This is a genomic window from Allopusillimonas ginsengisoli (assembly GCF_004153455.1).
GTDB classification, from domain to species: Bacteria; Pseudomonadota; Gammaproteobacteria; order Burkholderiales; family Burkholderiaceae_B; genus Allopusillimonas; species Allopusillimonas ginsengisoli.
Map to the genome: position 1 here is coordinate 389,992 of NZ_SDQE01000002.1, position 24,377 is coordinate 414,368.

Consider the following 24,377-nt stretch of genomic DNA (forward strand, 5'->3'; position numbering starts at 1 on the left):
CGCCCCCTTTTGTTCAAGCCTGACCATCGCACCACGGCCTAAGGGCGCTGCGACAGCTTGTGCTCAAGATAATGAATACTGGTGCCGCCTTCAACAAAGCGCGCGTCCTGCAACAGCTCGCGGTGCAAGGGAATATTCGTTTTAACGCCCTCGACCACCATTTCGGACAAGGCGATTTCCATGCGGGCGATAGCCTGCTGGCGCGTATCGCCATACGTAATCAGTTTGGCGATCATGGAGTCGTAGTTGGGCGGTACCACATAGCCGCTGAAAACATGGGATTCCATGCGCACGCCTGGGCCGCCCGGCGTATGCCAACTGGTGATGCGCCCCGGGCTGGGCATGAAATTGAACGGATCCTCGGCATTGATGCGACATTCGATCGCATGCCCCTTGAAGTGGACATCGCGCTGGCGCAAAGTAAATTTCTCGCCGGCAGCAATCAGAATTTGCTGCTGCACCAGATCGATGCCCGTAATCATCTCGGTCACGGTATGCTCAACCTGGATACGGGTGTTCATCTCAATGAAATAGAACTCGCCATTCTCGTACAGGAATTCGAAGGTACCCGCGCCACGATAATTGATCTTGCGGCAGGCATCGGCACAACGCTCGCCAATACGTTCGATAAGACGGCGGGCAATGCCAGGCGCAGGCGCTTCCTCGATGACTTTCTGGTGACGCCGCTGCATGGAGCAATCGCGCTCGCCCAGCCAGACGGCGTGTCGTCCGCCATCGGCCAACACCTGGATCTCGACGTGGCGAGGATTCTCGAGGAATTTTTCGAGATAGACTTCGGGGTTATTGAACGCCGCCCCGGCTTCGTTGCGGGTCATGGCCACGGCGGTGATCAGCGCGGCCTCGGTATAGACCACCCGCATGCCTCGGCCGCCCCCACCACCCGCTGCCTTGATAATCACGGGATAGCCCACTTCGCGGGCAATGCGCTGGATCTCTTCGGGATCGTCGGGCAATGCGCCTTCGGAACCAGGCACCACGGGTACGTTGGCTTCGATCATGGCGCGCTTGGCGCTGACCTTGTCGCCCATCAGGCGTATGGATTCGGGGCGAGGGCCGATGAACGCAAAGCCGCTTTTCTCGACGCGCTCGGCAAAGTCGGCATTTTCCGCCAGAAAGCCGTAGCCGGGATGTATGGCCTCGGCATCGGTGACTTCTGCCGCCGAAATAATGGCCGGCATATTCAGATAGCTGTCACGCGCGGGCGCCGGGCCTATGCATACGGATTCGTCGGCCAAACGCACGTACTTGGCGTCGCGATCGACTTCCGAGTGGACCACCACGGTTTTGATACCCAGTTCGCGACACGCCCGCTGAATGCGCAGCGCGATCTCGCCCCGGTTGGCAATAAGGATTTTTTCAAACATGGATTAGCCGATAACAAACAGGGGTTGACCGTATTCCACAGGTTCGCCATTTTCAACCAGGATTTCCTTGATGACCCCAGATTTGTCCGCCTCGATTTCGTTGAGCAGCTTCATGGCTTCGATGATGCACAGGGCATCGCCTTCTTTGACCGACTGCCCGACCTCGACAAAGGGCGATGCGCCGGGATTCGGCGCGCGGTAGAAGGTGCCGACCATCGGGGCTTTAACCTGGTGGCCAGTGGGCGCAGCAGGCGCTGCCGCTGCCGGCGCGGCGGCCGGCGCAGCGGCAGCGGGTTCGGGCGCGTAGACCGCGGGCTGGGCAACCTGAGAAAATTTGACGATCCGCACCTTGCCATCGCCTTCGGTAATCTCCAGTTCGGCAATGCCAGAGTCGGCGACAAGATCTATCAGTGTTTTAAGTTTTCGTAAGTCCATACCAGCTTCCCAAGTACTACTTCGCGACAATTGCGCAAAGCAAATGTTGATCGATAAAAACCAGATTCAAGCGCAAGCTGTTTCAGTTGGTCAGGGCAAAACGCAAGGCGGCTTCGTATCCGAAGCCGCCCAGCCCTGCGACCACTCCTTGCGCCTTGGCGGCAAGGAATGACTGATGCCGGAATGCTTCACGCTTGTATACGTTAGACAAATGCACTTCGATAAAAGAAATATCGACCGCGGAGAGCGCGTCGGCCAGTGCCACGCTGGTGTGCGTGTACGCGGCGGCGTTGATGATGATGAAATCGGTGGAATCCTGGGCAGCGGCCTGGATGCGGTCTACCAACTGACCTTCGTGATTGCTTTGGAAAAAAGTACAGCTTGCGCCATGCTCTTGTGCCACTTGCTGCAGGCGGGTATTGATGTCTGCGAGGGTTTGCCGACCATAAACACCCGGCTCACGGGTGCCGAGCAGGTTGAGGTTAGGGCCATGCAGGACCAGAATATGCTGCGCCATTACGATATTTTTATGAAGACAGACCGCCTTTTTACGCTAAATAGCCGTATTTGTCCATAAAACCAGCGCCCGGCGGGCACCCCGGCCGCCCTCGGGGACACAGCGCGCTGCCCCGATCAGGACATATCCTGCAAGAGCTTTTCCAGCACATCCGGCTTGACCAGCCCAATGATTTCACGCTGGACCCGACCCTTCGCGTCGAACACGACCGTAAACGGCAAACCGCCTTGTTTGTTGCCCAGATCGCGCATCAGGGCTATGCCATCGTGGCCGGCAATAAGCAAGGGATAGCTGACCTGCACTTTTTCACCGAACTTGACGACGTTGCTGGCCGTATCAACGGCCAACCCCACAAACTGCACGTTGGCATGTTTCTGATGCAATGCCTCCAGATCGGGCATTTCTTTGACACACGGCGGACACCATGTCGCCCAGAAATTGAGCACCACCGGCTTGCCCAGGTAAGAGGCAAACGGAATCTGTCTGTCGTTCAGATCCGGAAACACATGCCCATAAAACGGATGCACAACGGCTGCGCGAGCCGGCTGCATGGCCAGCGGAGCCACCAGGCACGGAATACCGGCAAGCGCCGCGCCACCCGCGGCCCGGCGGATGAAATCTCGGCGGTTCATAGGATAACGATAGAAAACATAAGGAATTAATTTCCATCATAGCACCAGGAAGGAGATGCCGCCCTCGCGCCGGGCCAAGCACAGCTCTCCATCAAAGTTGTTGCATTTCAACACCAAAGCATGCGCAATGCCGACAGATCAGGCCAACTGGCTAAAATGGCGGCCGGAGGATCATCATGCATCTACATATACTCGGTATCTGCGGCACATTCATGGGCGGCCTGGCGTTGATTGCCCGCTCGGCGGGCCACACTGTCACCGGCTGCGACGCGGGCGTCTATCCGCCCATGAGCACGCAGCTCGAAGAACAAGGGATACGGCTGATAGAAGGTTTTGATGCCACGCAGCTCGCCCTCAAGCCCGATCTGTTCGTCGTGGGGAATGTGGTGACGCGGGGCAACCCCTTGATGGAGGCCATTCTGGACCAGGGCCTGCCTTACGTATCCGGGCCGCAGTGGCTCGGAGATCACGTGCTGCCTGGCCAACATGTGCTGGCTGTGGCGGGCACCCATGGCAAGACGACCACCAGCTCCATGCTCGCCTGGATACTTGAGCACGCCGGACTCGCGCCGAATTTTCTGATTGGCGGGGTAGCGCCCGGGCTCAAGGTGTCGGCGCGCTATCAGGCAGCAAACAGGCACTTTGTGATCGAAGCAGACGAATACGACACGGCATTCTTCGATAAACGCTCCAAATTTGTGCACTACCGTCCGCGTACGGCCATTCTGAACAACCTGGAATACGACCACGCAGACATTTTTCCCGACCTGGCCGCGATCGAAACGCAATTCCATCACCTGGTACGCACGATTCCCGCCCAAGGCTTGATTCTGCGCCCCGCCCATTCCGAGGCGCTGGACCGCGTACTGGAGCGCGGCTGCTGGACACCTGTTCAATGCTTTGGACCGGGCGGCCACTGGCAGGCGGGCAGCGCTGGCAGTGCCACCGCATTCGACGTCGTGGTCGACGACAGCGCTGAGCCAACCGGTAGGGTCGACTGGTCGCTGACCGGTGAGCACAACCGAATGAATGCCTTGGCCGCCATCGGGGCCGCCGTGCACGTTGGCATCCCCCTGAACGAGGCCATACACGCCCTGACCGCCTTCGAAGGCGTAAAGCGCCGCATGGAACTCAGGGGCAAGGTTCGCGACATTGCCGTGTACGACGACTTTGCGCACCACCCCACGGCCATCGCCACCACCTTGCAGGGCCTGCGCAGGCAACTGGGCCAGGGCCGCATACTGGCCGTGCTCGAACCCCGCTCCAATACCATGAAGCTGGGCGCCATGGCCGCCCGCTTACCTGCCTCGCTCGAGGCCGCCGACCTGGTTTTCTGCTACGGTGAAACCCACGGCAAGCACGCATTGGGCTGGGATCCTGCCAAAATACTCGCGCCGCTGGGACAGCGGGCGACGGCGCATGCTGATCTGGATAAAATGGTGGATGACATCTGCCAGGCAGCCCGGCCTGGCGATACCATTCTGGTCATGAGCAACGGCAGCTTTGGCGGCATACACCAGAAGCTACTGGACAAACTCTAATGATTCTCTACTTGCACGGCTTTCGCTCCTCGCCGCATTCGACCAAGGCCATGCTGCTCGCACAGGCCATGCGCGAGCGCGGGCTCGCGGATCAATGGCTATGCCCGCAGTTGCCGGCCAGCCCAGCCACTGCCATGGAGCAAGCCATGCATCTCATTCGCCAGGCGCAGCAGCGCGGCCTGCACCCTGAGCGCGACCTGACCGTGATAGGCTCGTCGCTGGGCGGATACTATGCGACCTGCCTGGCCGAATACTGGAAATGCCGCGCCGCCCTGCTCAACCCGGCCGTCTACGCAGCACGCGATCTCGCGACACAAGTGGGCGAGCACCTCATGTACCATTCAGATGCGCCCTTCCTGTTTTTGCCGGAACATGTAGACGAGCTGGCAGAAATGGCTGTGGGCAAGCCTGCCCACCCCGAGCGCTACTACTTGCTGGCCGCCAAAGGCGACGAGGTGCTGGACTGGCGCGAAATGGTCGACTGGTTTTCCGGCAGCCAGATGCGCATACTGGAAGGCAGCGATCACGGTCTGTCCGATTTTTCGCAATGGCTGCCCGAAGTGCTCGACTTTGCACTTGGCGCGCTACCCTCCGACCAGGCACGTACTTCACTTTCTTGAAACCCTGATGCCCCTGGTGGCGCATCGCAACGGAACATACATGCACGTTCTTTACGAAGACAGCGGAAGCTTCAAAGCGGAAAAAATCTTCTCTGAAAGCGATACCACCATGCAAGTGGAATCGGCCTCAGGCAAGCGCAGCAAGATCAAGAAAGCCAATGTTCTGTTCCAGTTCGACCAGCCCGCCCCCGCGGCCATGCTCGAACAGGCGCAGGCCTTGGCCGCTACGCTCGAAATCGACTTTCTCTGGGAATGCGCGCCGCAGGAAGAGTTTGACGCCGCCGCCTTTGCCCAGGATTACTTCGGGCACCCGCCGTCCGCGGTCGAAAAGGCTGCGCTGATTTTCGCGCTGAGCAGCGCGCCGGCCTACTTTCACCGGCGCGGCAAAGGCAGCTATCGCCCGGCGCCGCCGGATATTCTTGCCGCCGCGCTCGCGGCAATAGAAAAAAAACGCAAGCAGGCCGAACAACAACAGCAATGGACGGATCAACTGATTGCCGGCACGCTGCCCGAAGAGATTGCGGCAATCGCCAATAGCCTGTTGATCCGGCCAGACAAGAATTCGCTCCAATGGAAAGCATTCGATGCCGCCGTGCAACAGCTGCAGACAACGCCCGAACAGCTGCTGTTGTCCTGCGGCGCCTGGCCGCACCCACTGGCCTTGCATCTGCATCGCTTCTTTGCAGCCCATTTCCCCAAGGGAACACAAGCGCCCCAGTTTGCCACCGCTGCGCCAGGCGAAGCTCTTCCGCAGGCCGACGTTGTAGCCTACTCCATCGACGACTCATCCACCATCGAGGTGGATGATGCCTTGTCGGTCACCCGCCTGGAGGGCGACGTGGTGCGCATCGGCATCCATATTGCCGCGCCGGGCCTGACCGTCACGCGCGACAGCGATCTGGACAAGCTTGCGCGCGGGCGCATGTCCACGGTGTACATCCCAGGCCTGAAGATCCCCATGCTGCCTGGCGAGATCATCGCGCAGTTCTCGCTCGATGCGGGCCAGGTTCGCCCCGCGCTGTCGCTGTACGTGGAGGCCAACCTGGAAACCGGCGAGATATTGGCGACCGAAACCCGCCTGGAACGCATCCAGGTAAAGGAGAACCTGCGCCACAATGTTCTGGACGAATACGTGACCGAAGAAGCCCTGGAAACGCCGGGTGCGGACCTGCCTTACGCCGAATGGCTGCGGCCGTTATGGCGTTTTTCGCAGCACCTGTGCCGCCAGCGCGAACAAGTGCGCGGCAAACCAGAGAACAACAACCGGGTGGATTATTCCTTTGAGCTGGATGGCCCCCACGATGATCCGGATACGCCCGTCAGGCTGATTCCACGCCGACGCAATGCGCCGCTGGATCGCCTGATTGCCGAATACATGATCCTGACCAACAATATTTGGGGCGGCTTGCTGGCCAAACATGGGGTGCCCGGCATCTATCGCTCCCAACAGGCAGGCAAGGTACGCATGTCCACGCATGCCCTGCCGCACGAGGCGATCGGGGTGCCCCAGTATGCCTGGTCAACCTCTCCACTGCGCCGCTATGTCGACATGGTCAATCAGTGGCAGATCATGGCAACGGCCGAACATGGTGTCTCGGCCCGATTGGTCGCGCCATTCAAACCAAAGGATGCCGACCTGTTTGCCATTATCGGTGCCTTCGATTCGCAATATGCAACATGGAACGACTTCCAGTCATCGATAGAACGCTACTGGTGCCTGCGCTGGCTGCAGCAGCAGGGCCTGCGCACCGTGCAGGGCAATGTGATCCGGGACGATCTGGTGCGCCTGGAAGGCGTGCCGCTGGTCACCCGCGTACCTGCTTTGCCCGAGCTGGAACGTGGACAGTCCGTTACACTGGATATTCTGGGGTTTGACGAATTGGCGCTTGAGCTGGACTGCAGGCTGCGCGAGGTCATCGCGGCCTGATCCGGCCTCTTACGGACAAAGCCTATGCCAACGTTTGCGACTTTGCCGGGTGCCCGCGCGCCACGCAATGATTATCTGGCCATTGCGCTGGTTCTGTCGCTGGCGATACACGGCCTGCTGCTGGCCTGGCGTTTTGCGAATCCGTCGCTACCGGCGGCGCCGCCAGCGCGCGCCCTCGAAGTCACGCTCGTCAATGCGCGCAGCGAAGAAGCGCCTGTCTCCCCTCGTATCCTGGCTCAACAGTCGCTGGACGGGGGCGGCACCGTCCAACACAAAGCCTACGCGGCCTCTCCGCTGCCGCGCACCGCCGCGCAGTCGCCCGACGAAATCGTGCTGGCCGCGTTGCGACGGCGGCAGGAAGCACTCGAAGCCGAACAACAGCGTCTGTATACGCAGTTGCTGGCCGAAGCCAAAACGCTGCCCGCGCGCAAACAGCCTGATCTGTTCGAACAGTCCAGCGACCCGGGCACCGACAACCGTCAGCAGGAAAGCCTGATTCTGAATGCCCGCATCAGCGCCATCAAAGAACGCATAGACCGTTACAATGAACAACCGCGCCGCCAGTTCGCCGGCCCTTCGGCCCAAAGGGCGGATTACGCCGAATACGTTGAAACATGGCGCAAAAAAATCGAAATACTGGGCACTGAGCATTATCCGCAAGAAGCACGCGGCAAGTTATATGACAGCCTGCAATTAACCGTCTATATCCGGCGCGACGGCACCCTGGATCACACAGAGATCAACCGGCCGTCCCGCTATCCCGTGCTCAACCAGGCCGCCCTGCGCATCGTCCAGCTCGCGGCGCCGTTTCCGCCGTTGCCACCGGCCATTACCCGGGAAACCGACATACTGGCCATTACTCGCACCTGGCATTTCGTCAACCAACAACTCAATACCGCTGCCCCGTGACCAATTCACTCTCCTCTACCACTGGCGCCACCCGCTACGGCGTCATCGGCAATCCGATTGCGCATAGCCGCTCACCCTTCATTCATGAGCAGTTTGCCCGCCAGACGGGCATTGCGCTCAGTTACGACCGGCTACTCGCGCCGCTGGACGGGTTCGCCAGCACGGTTACCGCCTTCTTCGCCGAAGGCGGGGGCGGTCTGAACGTCACCGTCCCGTTCAAGGAGCAAGCCTTCGCGTTGGCCCAGGCCCATCTCAGCCCAAGGGCGCAGCTTGCCGGGGCAGTCAATACGCTCTGGATGAAAGACGCCGCACTGCACGGTTGCAATACCGATGGCGTTGGGCTGCTCGAAGACCTGACGCGCCTGGGCTATGCGCCAGCTGGCCGACGCATTTTGCTGATCGGCGCGGGCGGCGCGGCAAAAGGCGTTATCTTCCCGCTGCTGAGCGCCGGCTGTGAGCGCCTGCGCGTGGTGAATCGCAACGCCGAGCGCGCGCTGCACCTGCGCGAGCACATCACCACGCATGAGCCGGGGCTGGCCTCGCGATTGGAAGCCGGCGGCCTGGCACAGGCAGCAGGCGCATGGGACATCGTCATCAACGCCACGTCCAGCAGCCTGGGCGCGTCAGCGCTGGCGTTGCCAGGCGGACTGTACGCCCCTGGCGCACTCGCGTACGACATGGTCTACGGGTCGCAGCCTACGCCTTTCATGCAGCAGGCCGGGCAATCTGGCGCCACGCACACGGCCGACGGCCTGGGGATGCTGGTCAGCCAGGCTGCCGCCAGCTTTGCCATCTGGCACGGCACCACGCCCGACACCCAGGAAGTGCTGGCAGCCCTGCGCCGCCAGCTCGTCAGCGCCTGAGCAATGGCGCGCCGTCGGCTCAACAAGGTCAAGGTCGTCTTTGCGGCCATGCTGCTGGCCATTATCGCCGTGCTGTTGTACCAGTTCGGCCTGTTCGTGATGGTGTTGTGGCTAAGCCTGCGCAACCCGTCGAGCAGCGCGTTCATGAATCACACGATTACCGAGCTTCGCGCCAAGGATCCGAAAGCGTCCATCAAATACCAGTGGGTGTCTTACGACCAAATCAGCAACCATCTCAAGCGCGCGGTGATTGCCTCCGAAGATTCCCGATTCACGGATCACGATGGCGTGGAATGGGACGCCATTCGCAAAGCCTGGGAATACAATCGCAGGCAGGCCGAACGTGGCAAGAGCAAGATGCGTGGCGGCTCTACGATTACTCAGCAGCTCGCCAAGAATATGTTTCTGTCGAGTTCGCGCTCCTATCTGCGCAAAGGGCAGGAACTGATTCTGGCCTACATGATAGAACTGGTCATGAGCAAGCAACGCATCCTCGAGCTTTACCTGAACGTGGCGCAATGGGGAACCAATGTCTTTGGGGCCGAAGCGGCCGCCCGGCATTATTACGGTACCAGCGCAAGCAAACTCAGCCAGGGCCAGGCAGCGCGGCTGGCCGCCATGCTGCCCAATCCGGCCTATTACGACAAGCATCGCAGCTCTTCGTATCTGAAGTCGAGATCCAGCACCATACAGCATCGCATGCGCCTGGTTGAATCACCGTGATACGCCTGAAGTGATTTTTCTGGTAGTGGTAATCTTGCAGTTTCCCTCGTACAACTTTTTTGTTCTGGCAACATCCATTCATGCGCACCGCCCGTCGCTATCTCGCCCGTGAAATTTACCGCTCCAGCGCTGTTGTTCTGCTGGCGCTGCTTGGGCTGTTCACGTTCTTCGCGCTGATCGACGACCTTGATGATGTGGGCACTAAATTCACGCTGCTCAACCTGTTTTACATACAGGCGCTATCGCTGCCTACGCGGCTGTACGATCTCCTGCCCATCGGCCTGCTCATCGGCGCCATTCTTGCGCTGGCGGGGCTGGCTCAGCGCAACGAGCTGGTGATACTGCGGGTATCGGGCGTCAGCGGCATGAAACTGCTGATCATGCTGTGGATCGTCACCATCCCACTGGTGGCCGGTGCATTTTTCCTCTCCGAAGTCATCACCCCCGCTGCCGAGATCAAGTCCAGCGAAGCCAGGCTGACGCTGCTGGGCAAATCCGGCGGCGGCCGCCTGGCCAGCGGCTATTGGTTCAAGGAATCCGACGATCACGGCGGCGTGCGCGTCATCAACATATCGACGCTGCTTGCCACGGGCGGCGTGGAGCAAGTCACGCTGTACGAATTCGGCCCCGACCAGCAGCTCACGACTTTTTCGGAAGCGGCACGCGGGCACTTTGGCGATGGCACGCTCGTGCTGCGAGACGTCAAGCAAACCCGCATCGACGACAGCGCAATTTCTGCGCTGGCCGATGGACACAAGCCCAAAGCCCCACTCACCACGGTGCAGGCGCTGGCCGAGCGAACCCTGTCCACCAGCCTGACGCCGGAACGGCTGATCGCGCGTATCCTGACGCCCGAGCGCATGTCGCTCATGGATCTCACCGACTACATCAGCTATCTCAAAGACAATCAGCTGCAGACCGAGCGACAGGTGGTCGCGCTCTGGCGCAAGATGGCCTACCCCTTTACCTTGCTGGTCATGATTACAATCGCCGCCCCCATCGGGTTTATGCAAACGCGGCGCGGCGGGGTCGGCAGCAAGGTCTTCATTGGCATACTGCTGGGCGTCGGGTTCTTCATGCTGAACCAGTTGGCGCTCAATGTAGGCATGCTCAGCAAATGGGCGCCCTGGGTTACCGCCCTTGTGCCCAATCTCGCCGCGCTCACGCTGGGCCTGGGTGCACTCATCCTGATGGAGAACCAGCATAACGTGCGGCGTTTCCGACAGACACAGATTCCCTGGAGCAAGCCCGCCACATGACCGCCGTCCCGGACACCTGGGTCATCGGAGACCTGCAGGGCTGCTGCACGCCACTCGATACATTGACCAACCATCCTGACATCGCCTCGGCCCCCCGCACTCGCCTGTGGTTCGCGGGCGATCTGGTGAATCGCGGCCCCGACTCGCTGGGCGCGCTCAGGCGCGTCATGGCGCTGGGCGAGCGGGCGGTGTCGGTATTGGGCAATCATGATCTGCACCTGCTGGCCGTGGCCGCCGGGGCGAGCGCGCTCAAGAAAGGCGATACGCTGCGCGACATCCTCGATGCACCTGACGCCCAATCGCTTATAGACTGGATCCGGCACCGACCGCTGGCGCATTACGAACAAGGGCATCTTCTGGTGCACGCCGGCGTGCACAAAACCTGGGATACGCGCAAAACATTGGCCCTGGCGCAGGAAGTGGAAACCGCCCTGCGTGGCCCGCACTGGAAAGCTACCCTTGGGCAGATGTATGGCAACCAGCCCGATAACTGGTCAGATGACCTGCGGGGCAGCGACCGCCTTCGCGCCATTATCAATATCATGACGCGCATGCGTATGTGCCATCAAGACGGCCGCCTGGACTTCGCACACAAAGGCGAGCCCATGAACAACGGCCGTATCATGCCCTGGTTTGACCTGCCCGACCGCGCCATGCGGCACGACACCGTGATCTTTGGCCATTGGTCAGCCCTGGGTTTGATGCTGCGGCCCGATGCAATCTGTCTTGACACAGGCTGCATCTGGGGTCGCCAATTGACGGCCCTGCGCCTGCGCGATCGCGCACTGATCCAGGTGCCTTGCGCGCAACAGCGCAAGCCCAAGGGCCAGCCCCAAAAATCCGATTAGGCACAACAAAACCTGGCTGGCTGCCGGACGCGGAAACAGGCTTGGCCCGGGCGCACCGCCTCGGTCGATGCTATCTTTTGACAACAGCGTGGCGTATGGCGCGGTGCGCATGGGAGGCGGCCTTGGCGCGGCCCTCTTCCCGGCAATGATCGCCCGGCATCACCGCCAGAAAATCCAGCTCGACGCATGCGCCGCTCGTACCGAGCAGCCGCCACAAATTCTGCATCAAGCTTTGATCGCCCACAAACGATAGATAATCGCTACGCTGACCGCGATGAAAGAAGCGCAGGGCAACCGGCTGGATATCAACGCCCGCATGAATCGCCGCCTCGAACAGGCTGGAATGAAACGGCTGCACATCGAAGCCAGGCGACGTTGTACCTTCGGGAAACAGACCAACGGCCTCACCCGCCTCGAAGCGGGTTTCGAGCTGTTTGCCTACCTTGCTGACAGCGTGCCGCCGCCCGCGCTCGATAAATACCGTGCCCGCGCCGGCCACCAGCCACCCCAGCAGCGGCCAGCGTCGGATGTCGGCTTTGGCAACAAAAGCCGTAGGCCGGACGCTGTTCAGTACAAAGATATCCACCCATGACACATGATTGACGACCCACATGACTGGTCCGCGTTGCACTGGCTGGCCCTGTACTTTCATGGCAACGCCGCAAAATGCCATGAGCGCGCGCGACCAGTAACGATTCATGCGGGCTCGGACGCGCTTGCCGGCGAAGGGAAAGACCAGCACGACGCAGCACAATCCGAGGATGACCCATATCGCAACAACGATGAAACGCAAAACGAAACGCAAGAGAAACAAAACCGGGCTACCTTGTTGTTTGAGGTAAAGGCTGATCGGCCGGCACAGACTGCGCATCCAGGTAGCGCTGCAGAATGACAGCTGCCGCCATGGCATCATCCAGCGCGTTATTGCCCAGCAACTGCTGGGCCTCCATGCTGGAGCCTCGCTCATCGACCAGCACCACCTCCACCCCGAATCGGCCATGCAGTTGATTGGCAAAGCGGCGGCAGCGAAGGCTGGCATACTGCTCCTGGCCATCGAGCGTCAGCGGCAGGCCGACGATGACACGGTCAGGCTGCCAGTCTTGCAGCAGACGTTCGATTTCGGCAAATCTTCGCACACGCGTACCCGGCTCGAGGATTTCGAGCGGGCGGGCCTGCCCCGTGAGGGTATTGCCGATCGCTACGCCAATCTTGCGCGTGCCATAGTCAAAGGCCAACAGGGTTTGCTCACGCATGCCCGGCTTCGCCAGCCAGCATGATGGGATCAATGCCCAGCTTGCCCAGGGCAACCTGATAACGATTTTCTGCGGGCGTTTCGAACAGGATATCGCTGCTGGCATCGACGTTGATCCAGGCATTCTGCGACATTTCGCTTTCGAGTTGTCCCGCGCCCCAGCCGGCGTAACCCAGCGTGATGAGCAGCTTGGCTGGCCCCTTGCCGTTGGCGACATCCTGCAGCACATCGCGAGACGTCGTCAGCGCGACATCGCCCAGCTTGATGCTGGAGCTATAGCCGCCTACAGGCGCGTGCAGCACGAAACCGCGGTCTGTCTGGACAGGCCCGCCGAAAAACACCAGGGCATCCTGCACATCGCCCGTATCGAGTGAGAGATCGAGGTCGATGCGCTTGAGCAGATCAGCGACCGTGATGTCGGTGGGGCGGTTGATGACCAGACCGAGCGCGCCGTCTCCGGTGTGCTCACAAACGTAAATCACTGTATTGGCCAGCTCGCCCGTAACGCGACCAGGCATTGCCACCAGCAATTGCCGGGACAAGTCTACGCTAACGTGGGGCTGAGGCCTTTTGGGCGTGGTACTCATGACTTGTCCTCCTGGAGTGATGAACCGTATTTCTTGTAGAAATTACACCTCGATCAATTCAAAATCTTCTTTTCGCGCCCCGCATTCGGGACAGACCCAATTGGGCGGAACATCTTCCCAGCGCGTACCGGGGGGGATCCCTTCTTCGGGCAGGCCTGCTTCCTCATCATAGATCCAACCGCATATAAGACACATCCACGTACGCATATTTTGATACTCACTAGAACATTACCGGGAAGGGTCCCCGCGAACCCCGGGCGCTTCCATTAGAATGGGGGCAGTGGGTCCAAACCCAAGTGCCAGACCCTAATGTTAACCAAAAGTTGCCAATTTCTTTTTTACACCCATCACAGTGCAATCCCCGTACCCGCCCCTCGCCCTCATTTTCGGGCCATTTGACCCTTGCGGTTCAAGTAACCTGCCTGCCGACACGGTTACCTGCGCGTCACAAGGCTGCCATGCGCTGGGCACAGTCACCGCCCTGCTTGTGCGTGACACTGCCGTCACAGAAAGCATTCATCCCGTGGGGCCCGAAACCATCGATGACCAGGCCCGTTGCGTCCTGGAAGACATGACGGTCCAGGCCATCAAGGTCGGCGCGCTGTACACGCCTGAGTCGGCCAGTGTGGTTGCGCAGATTGCCGCTGACTATAACCATGTTCCGCTGCTTCTGCACCTGACCGGCTTGCCGGACGAATCCCTGGTGCAGGATACCGACACCGAAGACCTGCAACTGGCGATGTTCGAGCTGCTGCTGCCGCAGACCGATATTGTGGTGGTACACCATCTGCTGCTGGAGCAATGGCAGTCTCAGGGTGTGTTTGCAGGCAGCGATGCCGATACGCCGGCCCAGGCCCTGCTCAACTATGGCGCCAACTGGGTATTGACCACGGGCATGCCGCTGCGGCCCGGCCAAGGCAGTTATCTGCTGCAGGGCCGCCAGAACGAAACGGCAAGCTTTCCCTGGCAGGCACCGCCTGCGCGTCTGGCAGATCCCGATGGCCCGCTGACCTGCCTCATCACCACCGAGCTTGCCCGCGGGCAAAGCGTTCCCGATGCGGTCAATACCGCGGTCACGCTGTCCGGCCCAATGACTGCCCGCCATTTTCAGCCAGGCATGGGATTGCGCCTGGTCAACCGAAGCCTGCCATGACCTCTGCCACCACCTCGCTGCGTTTCCCCCGGGGCCTGTATGGCATTACGCCTGAATGGCACGACACAGACAGGCTGCTGCACGCTGTCGCCCAAGCCGCGGCGGGCGGCATGACCGCCTTGCAATGGCGTCGCAAGACCATCCCCGCGGCCGATCGCGTCGCGCAGGCACGCGAAATCGTTGACCATTGCCGTAGACTGGGCGTTGTCAGCATCATCAACGACGACTGGCGCCTTGCCGCGCTGGTTGATGCTGACGGCGTGCATTTAGGCCGAGACGATGGCAGCCTCGCCGAGGCGCGCGTTGCGCTGGGCGATGGCAAGCTCATCGGCTGCTCTTGTTACAACCAGCCGGAACTGGCCGCCAAGGCCCTGGAGATTGGCATGGACTACGTCGCCTTCGGCGCCATGTATCCGTCCAGCGTAAAACCTGATGCCGTGCGGGCAACGCTCGATCATATCGCGCAGGGACGAAAGCTGGCCCAAGCCCAACCCGGCAACGCCCGCCCGGCGGTCGTCGCCATAGGCGGCATCACCTCCGCCAACGCGGGGCCGGTTATTCATGCCGGCGCCGACAGCATCGCCGTGATCAGCAGCCTTTTTGGGGTAGACGATATTCAGGCCGAAGCCAGGCGCTGCACGCAACTGTTCGGCTAGCCGCCGCGCCCTGCGCAACGCCGCGCCGCCAAACTGTTATCCTCTCTTGTTGATCATCACCTGTTTTTCATGGGGTTTCCAGCCATGTCCCGCAATGCCCAGCTTTTCGAACGCGCCTGTCAGTCCATTCCCGGCGGCGTCAATTCTCCTGTTCGCGCCTTCCGGTCGGTAGGCGGCGCGCCACGCTTCATCAAACGCGCCCAAGGGCCTTATGTCTGGGATGCCGAAGATACCCGCTACATCGACTACGTCGGATCCTGGGGGCCCGCCATACTGGGCCATGCTCACCCTGAGGTCATCAAAGCCGTGCAGGAAGCCGCTGTGGATGGCCTGTCTTTCGGCGCCCCCACCGAAGCCGAAATCGACATTGCCGAAGCGATTGTGGCCCGCATTCCATCCATTGAAAAAGTACGTCTGGTGAGCTCAGGCACCGAAGCCACGATGTCGGCCATACGCCTGGCGCGTGGCGCCACCGGCCGCAGCAAGATCATCAAGTTCGAAGGCTGCTATCACGGTCACGCGGACAGCCTGCTGGTCAAGGCGGGCTCGGGCATGCTGACTTTCGGCAACCCCACTTCCGCAGGCGTGCCAGAAGAGTTCATACGCCACACGCTGGTGCTGGACTACAACAATATCGACAGCGTCGAGGCTGCGTTCGCCGAATTCGGCGACGACATCGCCTGCATCATTGTTGAGCCGGTGGCCGGCAATATGAACCTGGTCAAGCCAATACCCGGCTTTCTGGAGGGGCTGCGCTCACTCTGCACACAGCATGGCGCGCTGCTCATTTTTGACGAAGTCATGACCGGCTTCCGGGCCGGACCGCAAGGGGTGCAGGGTCTCACCGGCATTACGCCCGACCTGACCACGCTGGCCAAGGTTATTGGCGGCGGCATGCCCGTGGGGGCCTTCGGCGGGCGAGCCGATATCATGGAACATATTGCGCCATTGGGCTCGGTCTATCAGGCTGGCACGCTTTCTGGCAACCCTGTGGCCGTTGCGGCGGGATTAGTCACGCTCAAATTGCTGGCGGAGCCCGGTTTTTACGACCGCCTGTCCGAGCAAACCCGCAAGCTGGCCGAAGGCATGGCCGAGCGCGCGCGCGCAGCGGGCGTGCCCCTGGCCACAGACTATGTGGGCGGTATGTTCGGCCTGTACTTTACCGACAGCATTCCCACCACCTTTGCGCAGATGCAGCAGTGCAACGTGGAACAGTTCAAGAAGTTCTTCCACGGCATGCTGATACGCGGGGTGTATTTTGCGCCCTCGGCCTTTGAAGCAGGGTTTGTGTCCGGCGCGCACAACGACGAAGTCATCAACGCCACGCTGGACGCCGCCGAAGAGGTATTCGCCAAGCTCTGAGCGAACACGTGGACACAGAGAGGGCGGCATGATGAACTGCATGCCGCCCTCTTTTTACACGCAGCCGCTCTGCGCTCGGCCAACGCGCGCTGGCGATGACCGCTCTTGCGCACGGCCTGGCGCGTCAGGCTACCGGAGGAACCACCGCCGTCACTTCGATTTCCACCTTGGCCTCATCCTCGATCAGATCAGCGACTTCGACCGCAGTCATGGCAGGAAAGTGCTTGCCAATTACCTCGCGATAATGGCGGCCGATATTCTGCAAGGCAGCGGCATACTCCTGTTTATCGCACACATACCAAGTCATGCGGGTGATGTGCTCGGGCCCCGCGCCACCCTCCTTGAGCACCGCGACGATGTTTCTCAGGGTCTGGCCAACCTGTTCGGCAAAATCATTGGTTTCGAATTGCTGTTGCGCGTTCCAGCCCACCTGGCCGCCAATGAACAGCAGACGGCTGCCCGCGACCATTTCCGTCATGATGCCATTCGCATAGCCACGGGGTTCCTGCCAATAGGGGGGTTGCAGTATTTTCATGTGTTCCTCATTCACTCGCTTTCTGACGCAAAACGAAACGCTGCAGCTTGCCGGTTTCTGTTCTGGGCAAGCTATCAACAAATTCGATCTCGCGGGGATACTTATAGGGGGCAACAGTTGCCTTGACGTAGTCCTGCAAAGATTTGACCAAAGCGGCGTCGCCCGTATAGCCCGGCTTGAGCACGACATACGCCTTGACGATATTGCCGCGCTGCTCATCGGGCTTGCCAACGACGCCACATTCGGCGACCGCTTCGTGGGCCAGCAGGGTGCCCTCCACCTCTGGGCCCGCGATGTTATAGCCGGCCGACACAATCATGTCGTCGTTGCGCGCCTGATAGTAAAGGTAACCATCCTCATCCATGGAGAAGGTATCGCCTGGCAGATTCCAGCCCTGCTGGACAAAGCGCCGCTGCCGCTCGTCGTCCAGATAACGGCATCCCGTTGGCCCTTTGACCGCCAGGCGGCCAGTTTGCCCGGGCGCCACCGGCCGGAAGTCGTCATCCACGACCTGGGCCACATAACCCGGCACCACCTTGCCAATTGCGCCGCGTCTGATGGCTTCCGGCGGGCTGGAAACATACACATGTATCATCTCTGTGCCGCCTATGCCGTCAATCATTTCGATGCCCGAGGCTTCCTTCCAGAGTTGACGCGTAGCGTCTGGCAGGGCTTCCCCCGCAGACACCGTGGCGCGCAGGGAAGACAGGTCATATTTGGCCACCAGCGCGGCCATCTGACGGTAAAACGTTGGCGCGGTAAACGTCATGGTGACGCCAAAATCCTGCACCGTCGCAAGCAGGCTTTCAGGCGTCAGCTTTTCACACAGCACGGTCGAGCCGCCTACACGCAGGGGAAAGCACAACAGACCGCCCAGCCCAAAGGTAAAGGCCAGAGGGGGTGTGCCGCAAACGATATCGTTGTCGCTCATGCGCAGCACGTGGCGGGAAAACGTATCGCACATGGCCAGCACATCGCGATGGAAATGCATGCAGCCCTTGGGCTTGCCCGTTGTACCGCTGGTAAAGGCAATCAGGCAGACATCATCGACCGCCGTCTCCACGGCATCAAAGGTATCGGGCTTACTCGCGGCCAGCGTGTCCAGGCTGTCTGGCGCATCATTGCCAAAGTAGCAGACCTGCCTGAGCGCAGGGCTATGGGCGGGATGTTGCGGGTCCATGCAGAACGCGACTTCGTCGGCCAATCGATGGTCACACAGGACCGCAGAAATTTCTGCCTTGTCCAGCACCTTCTGCAGCTCTCCCGCGCGCAGCAGCGGCATCGTGGGCACAGTGACCAGCCCCGCTTTCACCGCGGCAAGCCATGATGCGGACATCATGACGTTGTTCGGCCCGCGCAGCAGAATGCGATTGCCGGGCTTGAGCCCCATATCCTCGACCAGTACACGTGCAATGCGATTGGTGAGCGCCATCAACTCGCGATACTTCAGGTGGTGTTTCTCGCTACCCTCGCGCCAGTGCACGGCAATGCGCTCTCCCTGCCCCTGATCGACCCGTTCATCCACCAGCGCCACGGCGCAGTTCAGGCGGGGCGGATAATCCACGTCGGGGTTGCCGCCCAGCAGCAGCTCAGGCCATTCTTCAACAGGTGGTAAATGATCCCGCGCAAATGTATCGGTATGGGCGGATGTTTCCATATTCTGCTCCTTTGGTTGGCGGTTTCTTTGCGGCCGGCCTGAATGGCCATGTTCCTGTCGCAACGCCCGCCCTGTGTGCTCAGTTCCCTTCAAATACCGGCTTGCGCTTTTCGGAGAAGGCCTCGTAAGCGCGACGAAAATCCTGTGTCTGCATGCAAATCGCCTGGGCGTTGGCTTCTGCCTCGATGGCCTGGTCCACGCCCATGTCCCACTCTTCATGCAGCAACTTCTTGGTCATGCTGTGCGCGAAGGTTGGCCCGTCGGCCAGGCTGCGCGCCAGTTCCGTCGCCGCCTTGAGCAAATCGTCCGGCTCGCGCAGGCTGTTGTAGAAACCCCAGGCCAGGCCTTCGTCGGAAGACATGGACCGCCCGGTAAACAGCAGTTCCGAGGCTCGGCCCTGGCCAATGGCGCGCGGCAACAGTGCGCAGGCGCCCATATCCGCCCCCGCCAGCCCCACTCGCGTAAACAGAAACGCCGTCTTGGCTCGGGCGGTAGCGATACGCATATCAGAAGCCAGCGCAATCATGGCCCCCGCACCCGCGCATATGCCATCGATCGCGGAAATAATCGGCTGCGGGCAGGCACGCATGGCTTTGACCAGATCGCCTGTCATTCGCGTGAAGTCCAGTAATTCGGGCATGCTCATCTTGGTCAAGGGGCCGATGATTTCATGCACATCGCCGCCGGAGCAGAAGTTATCTCCCGCACCATTGATCACCACCGTCTTCAGGTCGGTCGCATAGACCAATCCGCGAAAAAGATCGCGCAGCTCCGCATACGAATCGAAGGTAAGCGGATTCTTGCGTTCCGGCCGATTCAGCGTGATCACGCCGACCTTGCCATCCTCGGATACGTTCCAACGAAAATGACGGGCTTCATAAGATGCGTAGGGCTTCTTGTGATGTGCCATGGTCAAAGCGATCTGATTCATGTAAACCTCCTGTTGCTGGCGGTGTCAGCCCGCCGTTTCGCCCCCATCCACGGGGAGTGCATGTCCATTCATCGCAGAAGAAGCTGGCAGGCACAGCCAGGCAATCGCCGCCGCCACTTCTTCGGGTTGAACCAGCCTGCCTTGCGGATTGCGCGCGGTAAGCTGGCCTAGCGCCTTGTCCTGATCAGCGCCTGTCTTGGCGCTGATGTTGGCGACGGCGTCGCGCACGATATCAGTGTCCGTATACCCCGGACAGACCGCGTTCACGGTGACACCTTTGCCGCCCAGCTCTATGGCCAGGGCCCGTGTCAGTCCGATGACGCCATGCTTGGCCGCGCAATAAGCGCTCACATAGCCATAGCCAACCAGGCCTGCCGTGCTGGCGACATTCACGATACGCCCCCACCCTCCTTGAATCATGCCGGGCAGACAAGCCTGGATGCAATGGAAGGTGCCGGTCAGGTTGACCGCCAGCATGCGCTCCCAGTCTTCTGCGGTGGTGCGATCAAAACGCTGGCTCACGGCCTGCCCTGCGTTGTTGATCAGGATATCGATGGAGCCCTGGGTTTTGCGCGCCGCGTTGATCGCGTCATGAATGGCTTCCTGGCTGGAAATGTCTCCCGCAACACTGGCGATGCTGTCTTGCTTGCCGAGTGGCGCAAGTGTCTCCACGGCAGCCTTCAGCACTGCGGCATCGCGGCCCAATATGGTCACGCGCGCGCCCAGCGCAAGAAGACTCTTGGCGGTCGCCAGACCTATCCCTCGCGACCCCCCTGTCACCAGCGCGTGACGCCCTTCCAGCAGTTGCATGGCCCGCGCGCTCATTTTCCGATCGACTGTGCATAAGCAGCCGCCCGTTCAAAATTGGTTTCAAGCTGACGCTTGGCCGGGAAGTATTGGCGCGGCCAGGAAATGTCGGCAAAACCAATGCGGGCGGATTCGCGCAGCGTCCAGGCCGAGTCGGCCAGATGCGGGCGAGCCAGGGCGCACAAATCTGCCCGGCCCGACGCAATAATGCTGTTGACGTGATCCGCCTCAAATATGGCGCCAACGGCAATCGTGGGGACGTTGGCTTCGTTACGCACACGATCCGAGAAAGGCGTTTGGTACATGCGGCCGTAGACTGGCTGCTCCGCCTTGCTGACCTGGCCGGACGAACAGTCCACCAGATCCGCGCCGGCTTCTTTGAATCGGGCCGCAATCCGCACGGCATCGTCTGCCGTAATACCGCCCTCGACCCAGTCGTGCGCGGAAATCCGCACCGACATCGGCAAGCCTGCGGGCCACACCTCGCGCAAAGCGTGGAAGACCTCCAGCGGATAGCGCAGGCGATTTTCCAGCGAGCCACCATACTCGTCATCGCGTTGGTTGGTCAGCGGCGATATGAAGCTCGACAACAGGTAGCCGTGGGCGCAGTGCAGCTCCAGCCAATCGAAGCCGGCCTGGGCCGCGCGACGGGCGGCAGCCACGAATTCATCACGCACCGACGCCATTTGCTCGCGCGTCATGGCGTGCGGCACTTGTGACACACCCTCTATGTAGGGCAGTGCCGACGCAGAAACCAAGGGCCAGTTACCGTCGGGCAGCGGCATGTCTGTACCCTCCCAACTGACGCGCGTAGAGCCCTTGCGCCCTGCATGGCCGAGCTGCATACCGATCTTGGCATCTGTGTTCCCATGCACAAAATTGACAATGCGCTCGAAGGCATGCATTTGCTCATCGTTCCACAACCCGGGACATCCGGGGGTGATGCGTGCTTCTGGCGACACGCAAGTCATCTCGACCATCACCAACCCTGCGCCGCCCATGGCGCGGCCGCCAAGGTGGACAAGGTGAAAGTCGCCAGGCACGCCATCAACGCATGAATACATCGCCATGGGCGACACCACGATACGGTTCTTGAGCATCACGTCACGCGCCTTGAAAGGCGTGAGCATGGGTGGCGGCGCAATGCTGTCGGCCGCGTACTGCATGCCCGAGCGTTGGGCCAGCCAGCGCTCGTACGCCTGCAGCCAGTCGGCGTCGCGCAGACGCAGGTTCTCGTGGGAAATCCGCTGTGAACGGGTCAGCAGCGAATAGGCGAACTGTTCTGGCTCGAAGTCCGCATAACGCGCCACGTTTTCAAACCACTCCGTCGAGTTCCGGGCGGCGTTCTGAATCTTGAGTACTTCCAGGCTGCGCACTTCTTCGTAGTGCTGCAAAGCCGCCTGCAGGTCGTTGGGGTGCGCCTGTAGCGAGCGGTGCAGTTCAATCGAATCCTCGAGCGCGAGCTTGGTGCCCGAGCCGATCGAGAAGTGTGCGGTGTGCGCGGCATCGCCCATCAACACCACCGGAACGGTGCGCCCATCGGGCAGGGCCTGCTGATGCACCCAGGTATCGCAGATGACACGCGGAAAACGCTGCCAGATTGCCGAACCGCGCAAATGCTTGGCATTGGAGATCAGGGGTTTTCCGCCGAGCCAGGGCCGGAACAGGTTTTCGCAGTATGCGATGCCTTCTTCCTGCGACATCTCGTCCAGACCCGACGCCCGCCAGGTTTCGTCGCGTGTTTCGACAATGAACGTCGACATGCCGGATTCGAACTGATAAGCATGCGCCTGGAACCAGCCATGCTCAGTGTCGACGAAGGCAAACGTAAAGGCATCGAAAGTCTGTTCTGTGCCCAGCCAGACAAAGCGGCATTCACGCACGTCGATATCAGGCTGAAAGGTGTCGGCATAACGGGTGCGAATCCGGCTGTTCAGGCCATCGGCGGCGATCACCAGATCTGCATTATATTTTTGCGCGATTTCCTGATCGTCGGTGACATCGGTTTCGAATACGAGTTCCACTCCGACCTCTTCACACCGTGCCTGCAAAATATTGAGCAGTTTCTTGCGACCGATGCCAATAAACCCATGGCCGCTGCTGCGCAGGCTGCGGTTCTTGAAATGGATTTCGATGTCATCCCAGTGATTGAACGCCGCGGTGATTTGCTCGGCCGATACCGGATCGGCCTCTTTCAGGTTTTCCAGCGTCGCATCGGAGAACACAACGCCCCAGCCAAAGGTGTCGTAAGCCCGGTTCCGCTCGATCACCGTTACCTCGTTGGCAGGGTTTTCCAGCTTCATCAAAAGGCCAAAATACAGACCTGCGGGGCCTCCGCCTATGCATGCGATTTTCATGAGGGTCTCCAAGGGTACGCTGTGGGTATTGCCGGGAGCAAGCCCCTTTTCCCAATTAGTTTAGGCTTAAACTATATATCTCCTTTTGGGGCGATGCAAGTCTTTTCTTTGTTGTCTTGCCGCCGTGGCGCTTTATGCGTTTGATTGCCGTGGGCGCCCGGTCGGAAAGGCGGGCGGCGACCCACGGCGCAGGCTCGGCTAGCTGGAAAGCCCCCGTATGGCCTGCAGAATGCAGACGCGAGATTGCGCCAAAATCGCACCGCGCCATGCATCGGTGTCCACATAAAATGCGGCCCGGTGTGCCGCCTTCATTGCCTTGCGCGTGGCATCATCCGCTTCAGGATGACAAGCCAGCCAGCGGTCACCCCTAAGCGCAAGAAAGACTTGATCCAGCGGGACTGTCCCGTACTCCAGTGCCATGAAGGTGAGCTCGGGCACATCGGCGCACTCTTCCAGCATGGCCTGCGTGCCAGTCCCGGCAATGTCCACCGTGCTCGAGCTCGGATCCGACACCGATGTCACATCTGCACCCCACCATGCCCGCGCGCGCGCATACTCGTCCTGCCCCTTCTGCACGAAAATCTTCTCGCCATGGCCACAAGGCCCCAGCCCCGTATGGATGTCTACCCAGCCCATGCGCTGCCGCCCGCGGCCAAACGCCCTGAATACTTCTCTCAGCGTCCGGTTGCTCCAGCTGGGCCCCTGACCGCCATAGAACAGCCCTTGAGGTTCTACGTGCTGCCCCATCATCATGCCAATCTTGTAGGCCTGCATGCCCTCCTGGCGAATGAACGCCTGGATGGCTGCCTCATTGTCCGGGTCGGGCGGCCAGACCGCTGGCACCAGCAAGGGATGCAAGGCTTGGTAATAAGGGTTGTCTCGCAGCGGCTGCTCGAAGTTGCAGAAATTGCGGTTCAGATCAATATTGTCTTCGTTGGTGCGATGCCCCCACGAAAAACCATAGGCGTTGACCGCGTGAATCAGCAAAATACCCACGCCGGCCTGCCTGGCCTCATCCAGCAAAGGCTGATCCCGCAACAGGGCAACCTGACAGCCCGAGCCACAAAACCCTTCCTCGCCATGCATCGCAGACGTCAGGACCAGCACCGAGGTGGCCGCCGCATCGCCGTAGTAGGCGATATCCATGGTAAGGTCTTCCCCATCAATACCTTTGCCGACGGGGTTCAAGAACGACTGCAGCTGGCATTCCTGCAGACGGGCAGCCTCCAGAAAGCGCTCACGGGCATTGACATAATTATGCGCAAAGCAGCTCTGATACACGGAAATCTCCTTTTTTTCATGATTATTGATGGGCGAATTATGCATGGGTCAAGGACAATGCATTTATTTCATTGCATGATTCTTATACGGTACACCCCTTACAGGATAGTTCGTACTTGCAGCCATTCCCCCTTATGTAA

At 60.4% G+C, this 24,377-nt stretch carries 25 protein-coding genes; 11 read left to right on the plus strand and 14 right to left on the minus strand.

What is annotated here, in order from left to right:
* Window positions 1-38: 38 nt before the first annotated feature.
* From accC to ERE07_RS06795, 4 genes are all read right to left on the minus strand, one after another.
* Window positions 39-1,385 (minus strand): acetyl-CoA carboxylase biotin carboxylase subunit, encoded by a 1,347-nt coding sequence (accC, locus tag ERE07_RS06780; RefSeq protein WP_130008049.1) that lies wholly within the window; start codon window positions 1,383-1,385, stop codon window positions 39-41.
* Window positions 1,386-1,388: 3 nt separating this feature from the next.
* The gene (gene accB / locus ERE07_RS06785) at window positions 1,389-1,820 is read right to left on the minus strand and encodes an acetyl-CoA carboxylase biotin carboxyl carrier protein (protein ID WP_130008050.1); all 432 of its coding nucleotides are present in this window, start codon (window positions 1,818-1,820) and stop codon (window positions 1,389-1,391) included.
* A gap of 82 nt (window positions 1,821-1,902) precedes the next feature.
* Window positions 1,903-2,337: a type II 3-dehydroquinate dehydratase gene (aroQ, locus tag ERE07_RS06790; protein WP_130008051.1), complete on the minus strand. Its 435-nt coding sequence runs from the start codon at window positions 2,335-2,337 to the stop codon at window positions 1,903-1,905.
* A gap of 116 nt (window positions 2,338-2,453) precedes the next feature.
* On the minus strand, window positions 2,454-2,969 hold the full coding sequence (locus ERE07_RS06795; protein ID WP_130008052.1) for a TlpA family protein disulfide reductase: 516 nt from the start codon (window positions 2,967-2,969) through the stop codon (window positions 2,454-2,456).
* Window positions 2,970-3,145: 176 nt separating this feature from the next.
* Here ERE07_RS06795 and mpl point away from each other — a divergent pair, with 176 nt between their 5' ends.
* The 8 genes from mpl (at window position 3,146) to ERE07_RS06835 (ending at window position 11,659) form a co-directional block, all read left to right on the plus strand.
* Window positions 3,146-4,510, plus strand: coding sequence for a UDP-N-acetylmuramate:L-alanyl-gamma-D-glutamyl-meso-diaminopimelate ligase (gene mpl, locus ERE07_RS06800; RefSeq protein ID WP_130008053.1), 1,365 nt, complete (start codon window positions 3,146-3,148; stop codon window positions 4,508-4,510).
* Window positions 4,510-5,130 carry a YqiA/YcfP family alpha/beta fold hydrolase gene (locus tag ERE07_RS06805; RefSeq protein ID WP_130008054.1) on the plus strand — a complete coding sequence of 207 codons (621 nt, stop codon included), beginning with the start codon at window positions 4,510-4,512 and terminating at the stop codon, window positions 5,128-5,130. The genes mpl and ERE07_RS06805 overlap by 1 nt, the downstream gene beginning before the upstream one ends.
* 40 nt (window positions 5,131-5,170) lie before the next feature.
* Complete coding sequence (locus ERE07_RS06810) at window positions 5,171-7,057, plus strand: ribonuclease catalytic domain-containing protein (RefSeq protein ID WP_130008055.1); 1,887 nt, start codon at window positions 5,171-5,173, stop codon at window positions 7,055-7,057.
* Between the two features lie 24 nt (window positions 7,058-7,081).
* On the plus strand, window positions 7,082-7,966 hold the full coding sequence (locus tag ERE07_RS06815; RefSeq protein WP_130008056.1) for a TonB family protein: 885 nt from the start codon (window positions 7,082-7,084) through the stop codon (window positions 7,964-7,966).
* Complete coding sequence (gene aroE, locus ERE07_RS06820; RefSeq protein ID WP_130008057.1) at window positions 7,963-8,829, plus strand: shikimate dehydrogenase; 867 nt, start codon at window positions 7,963-7,965, stop codon at window positions 8,827-8,829. The genes ERE07_RS06815 and aroE overlap by 4 nt, the downstream gene beginning before the upstream one ends.
* A gap of 3 nt (window positions 8,830-8,832) precedes the next feature.
* Entirely contained in the window at window positions 8,833-9,552 is a 720-nt protein-coding gene (gene mtgA / locus ERE07_RS06825; RefSeq protein WP_130008058.1) for a monofunctional biosynthetic peptidoglycan transglycosylase, read from the plus strand.
* Between the two features lie 80 nt (window positions 9,553-9,632).
* Complete coding sequence (lptG, locus tag ERE07_RS06830) at window positions 9,633-10,811, plus strand: LPS export ABC transporter permease LptG (protein ID WP_130008059.1); 1,179 nt, start codon at window positions 9,633-9,635, stop codon at window positions 10,809-10,811.
* The gene (locus ERE07_RS06835) at window positions 10,808-11,659 is read left to right on the plus strand and encodes a symmetrical bis(5'-nucleosyl)-tetraphosphatase (protein WP_130008060.1); all 852 of its coding nucleotides are present in this window, start codon (window positions 10,808-10,810) and stop codon (window positions 11,657-11,659) included. Before lptG ends, ERE07_RS06835 begins: the two co-directional genes overlap by 4 nt.
* A 70-nt stretch (window positions 11,660-11,729) precedes the next feature.
* Here ERE07_RS06835 and ERE07_RS06840 read toward each other — a convergent pair whose 3' ends face one another.
* Genes ERE07_RS06840 through ERE07_RS06855 form a run of 4 tightly spaced genes read right to left on the minus strand, consistent with a single transcriptional unit; the run spans window position 11,730 to window position 13,705 of the window.
* Window positions 11,730-12,473, minus strand: a complete 744-nt coding sequence (locus ERE07_RS06840) for a lysophospholipid acyltransferase family protein (RefSeq protein ID WP_130008061.1) — start codon at window positions 12,471-12,473, stop codon at window positions 11,730-11,732.
* 7 nt (window positions 12,474-12,480) lie between these two features.
* On the minus strand, window positions 12,481-12,912 hold the full coding sequence (gene ruvX, locus ERE07_RS06845; RefSeq protein ID WP_130008062.1) for a Holliday junction resolvase RuvX: 432 nt from the start codon (window positions 12,910-12,912) through the stop codon (window positions 12,481-12,483).
* Window positions 12,905-13,498: a YqgE/AlgH family protein gene (locus ERE07_RS06850; protein ID WP_130008063.1), complete on the minus strand. Its 594-nt coding sequence runs from the start codon at window positions 13,496-13,498 to the stop codon at window positions 12,905-12,907. The genes ruvX and ERE07_RS06850 overlap by 8 nt, the downstream gene beginning before the upstream one ends.
* A 42-nt stretch (window positions 13,499-13,540) precedes the next feature.
* Entirely contained in the window at window positions 13,541-13,705 is a 165-nt protein-coding gene (locus ERE07_RS06855; protein WP_130008064.1) for a rubredoxin, read from the minus strand.
* Window positions 13,706-13,850: 145 nt separating this feature from the next.
* Between ERE07_RS06855 and thiD the strand changes: the two genes are divergently transcribed.
* The 3 genes from thiD (at window position 13,851) to hemL (ending at window position 16,669) form a co-directional block, all read left to right on the plus strand.
* Window positions 13,851-14,651, plus strand: coding sequence for a bifunctional hydroxymethylpyrimidine kinase/phosphomethylpyrimidine kinase (gene thiD / locus ERE07_RS06860; protein WP_130008065.1), 801 nt, complete (start codon window positions 13,851-13,853; stop codon window positions 14,649-14,651).
* Window positions 14,648-15,307 carry a thiamine phosphate synthase gene (thiE, locus tag ERE07_RS06865; RefSeq protein WP_130008066.1) on the plus strand — a complete coding sequence of 220 codons (660 nt, stop codon included), beginning with the start codon at window positions 14,648-14,650 and terminating at the stop codon, window positions 15,305-15,307. The genes thiD and thiE overlap by 4 nt, the downstream gene beginning before the upstream one ends.
* Window positions 15,308-15,391: 84 nt before the next feature.
* Window positions 15,392-16,669, plus strand: a complete 1,278-nt coding sequence (gene hemL, locus ERE07_RS06870) for a glutamate-1-semialdehyde 2,1-aminomutase (RefSeq protein ID WP_130008067.1) — start codon at window positions 15,392-15,394, stop codon at window positions 16,667-16,669.
* 124 nt (window positions 16,670-16,793) lie between these two features.
* On the opposite strand, the gene ERE07_RS06875 is transcribed toward hemL, so the two are convergent.
* The 6 genes from ERE07_RS06875 to ERE07_RS06900 form a co-directional block, all read right to left on the minus strand.
* Window positions 16,794-17,204: a RidA family protein gene (locus ERE07_RS06875; RefSeq protein WP_130008068.1), complete on the minus strand. Its 411-nt coding sequence runs from the start codon at window positions 17,202-17,204 to the stop codon at window positions 16,794-16,796.
* Window positions 17,205-17,211: 7 nt separating this feature from the next.
* Window positions 17,212-18,861, minus strand: coding sequence for an AMP-binding protein (locus ERE07_RS06880; RefSeq protein ID WP_130008069.1), 1,650 nt, complete (start codon window positions 18,859-18,861; stop codon window positions 17,212-17,214).
* A 79-nt stretch (window positions 18,862-18,940) separates the two neighbouring features.
* Window positions 18,941-19,792 carry an enoyl-CoA hydratase family protein gene (locus tag ERE07_RS06885; RefSeq protein ID WP_130008070.1) on the minus strand — a complete coding sequence of 284 codons (852 nt, stop codon included), beginning with the start codon at window positions 19,790-19,792 and terminating at the stop codon, window positions 18,941-18,943.
* Window positions 19,793-19,816: 24 nt separating this feature from the next.
* Entirely contained in the window at window positions 19,817-20,602 is a 786-nt protein-coding gene (locus ERE07_RS06890) for an SDR family NAD(P)-dependent oxidoreductase (protein ID WP_245153509.1), read from the minus strand.
* A gap of 11 nt (window positions 20,603-20,613) precedes the next feature.
* Window positions 20,614-22,956, minus strand: a complete 2,343-nt coding sequence (locus ERE07_RS06895) for a bifunctional salicylyl-CoA 5-hydroxylase/oxidoreductase (protein ID WP_130008072.1) — start codon at window positions 22,954-22,956, stop codon at window positions 20,614-20,616.
* A gap of 198 nt (window positions 22,957-23,154) precedes the next feature.
* Complete coding sequence (locus tag ERE07_RS06900) at window positions 23,155-24,237, minus strand: M14 family metallopeptidase (RefSeq protein ID WP_245153510.1); 1,083 nt, start codon at window positions 24,235-24,237, stop codon at window positions 23,155-23,157.
* Window positions 24,238-24,377: the final 140 nt, after the last annotated feature.

Coding starts and splice junctions, on each gene's coding strand:
- lptG (WP_130008059.1), top strand. CDS start 9,633: ATGCGCACCGCCCGTCGCTATCTCGCCCGTGAAATTTACCGCTCCAGC.
- ERE07_RS06795 (WP_130008052.1), bottom strand. CDS start 2,969: ATGAACCGCCGAGATTTCATCCGCCGGGCCGCGGGTGGCGCGGCGCTT.
- ERE07_RS06880 (WP_130008069.1), bottom strand. CDS start 18,861: ATGGAAACATCCGCCCATACCGATACATTTGCGCGGGATCATTTACCA.
- mpl (WP_130008053.1), top strand. CDS start 3,146: ATGCATCTACATATACTCGGTATCTGCGGCACATTCATGGGCGGCCTG.
- ERE07_RS06805 (WP_130008054.1), top strand. CDS start 4,510: ATGATTCTCTACTTGCACGGCTTTCGCTCCTCGCCGCATTCGACCAAG.
- ERE07_RS06875 (WP_130008068.1), bottom strand. CDS start 17,204: ATGAAAATACTGCAACCCCCCTATTGGCAGGAACCCCGTGGCTATGCG.
- ERE07_RS06895 (WP_130008072.1), bottom strand. CDS start 22,956: ATGAAAATCGCATGCATAGGCGGAGGCCCCGCAGGTCTGTATTTTGGC.
- hemL (WP_130008067.1), top strand. CDS start 15,392: ATGTCCCGCAATGCCCAGCTTTTCGAACGCGCCTGTCAGTCCATTCCC.
- accB (WP_130008050.1), bottom strand. CDS start 1,820: ATGGACTTACGAAAACTTAAAACACTGATAGATCTTGTCGCCGACTCT.
- ERE07_RS06815 (WP_130008056.1), top strand. CDS start 7,082: ATGCCAACGTTTGCGACTTTGCCGGGTGCCCGCGCGCCACGCAATGAT.
- ruvX (WP_130008062.1), bottom strand. CDS start 12,912: ATGCGTGAGCAAACCCTGTTGGCCTTTGACTATGGCACGCGCAAGATT.
- ERE07_RS06855 (WP_130008064.1), bottom strand. CDS start 13,705: ATGCGTACGTGGATGTGTCTTATATGCGGTTGGATCTATGATGAGGAA.
- ERE07_RS06885 (WP_130008070.1), bottom strand. CDS start 19,792: ATGAATCAGATCGCTTTGACCATGGCACATCACAAGAAGCCCTACGCA.
- ERE07_RS06890 (WP_245153509.1), bottom strand. CDS start 20,602: ATGCAACTGCTGGAAGGGCGTCACGCGCTGGTGACAGGGGGGTCGCGA.
- mtgA (WP_130008058.1), top strand. CDS start 8,833: ATGGCGCGCCGTCGGCTCAACAAGGTCAAGGTCGTCTTTGCGGCCATG.
- aroQ (WP_130008051.1), bottom strand. CDS start 2,337: ATGGCGCAGCATATTCTGGTCCTGCATGGCCCTAACCTCAACCTGCTC.
- ERE07_RS06835 (WP_130008060.1), top strand. CDS start 10,808: ATGACCGCCGTCCCGGACACCTGGGTCATCGGAGACCTGCAGGGCTGC.
- thiE (WP_130008066.1), top strand. CDS start 14,648: ATGACCTCTGCCACCACCTCGCTGCGTTTCCCCCGGGGCCTGTATGGC.
- ERE07_RS06850 (WP_130008063.1), bottom strand. CDS start 13,498: ATGAGTACCACGCCCAAAAGGCCTCAGCCCCACGTTAGCGTAGACTTG.
- accC (WP_130008049.1), bottom strand. CDS start 1,385: ATGTTTGAAAAAATCCTTATTGCCAACCGGGGCGAGATCGCGCTGCGC.
- ERE07_RS06810 (WP_130008055.1), top strand. CDS start 5,171: ATGCACGTTCTTTACGAAGACAGCGGAAGCTTCAAAGCGGAAAAAATC.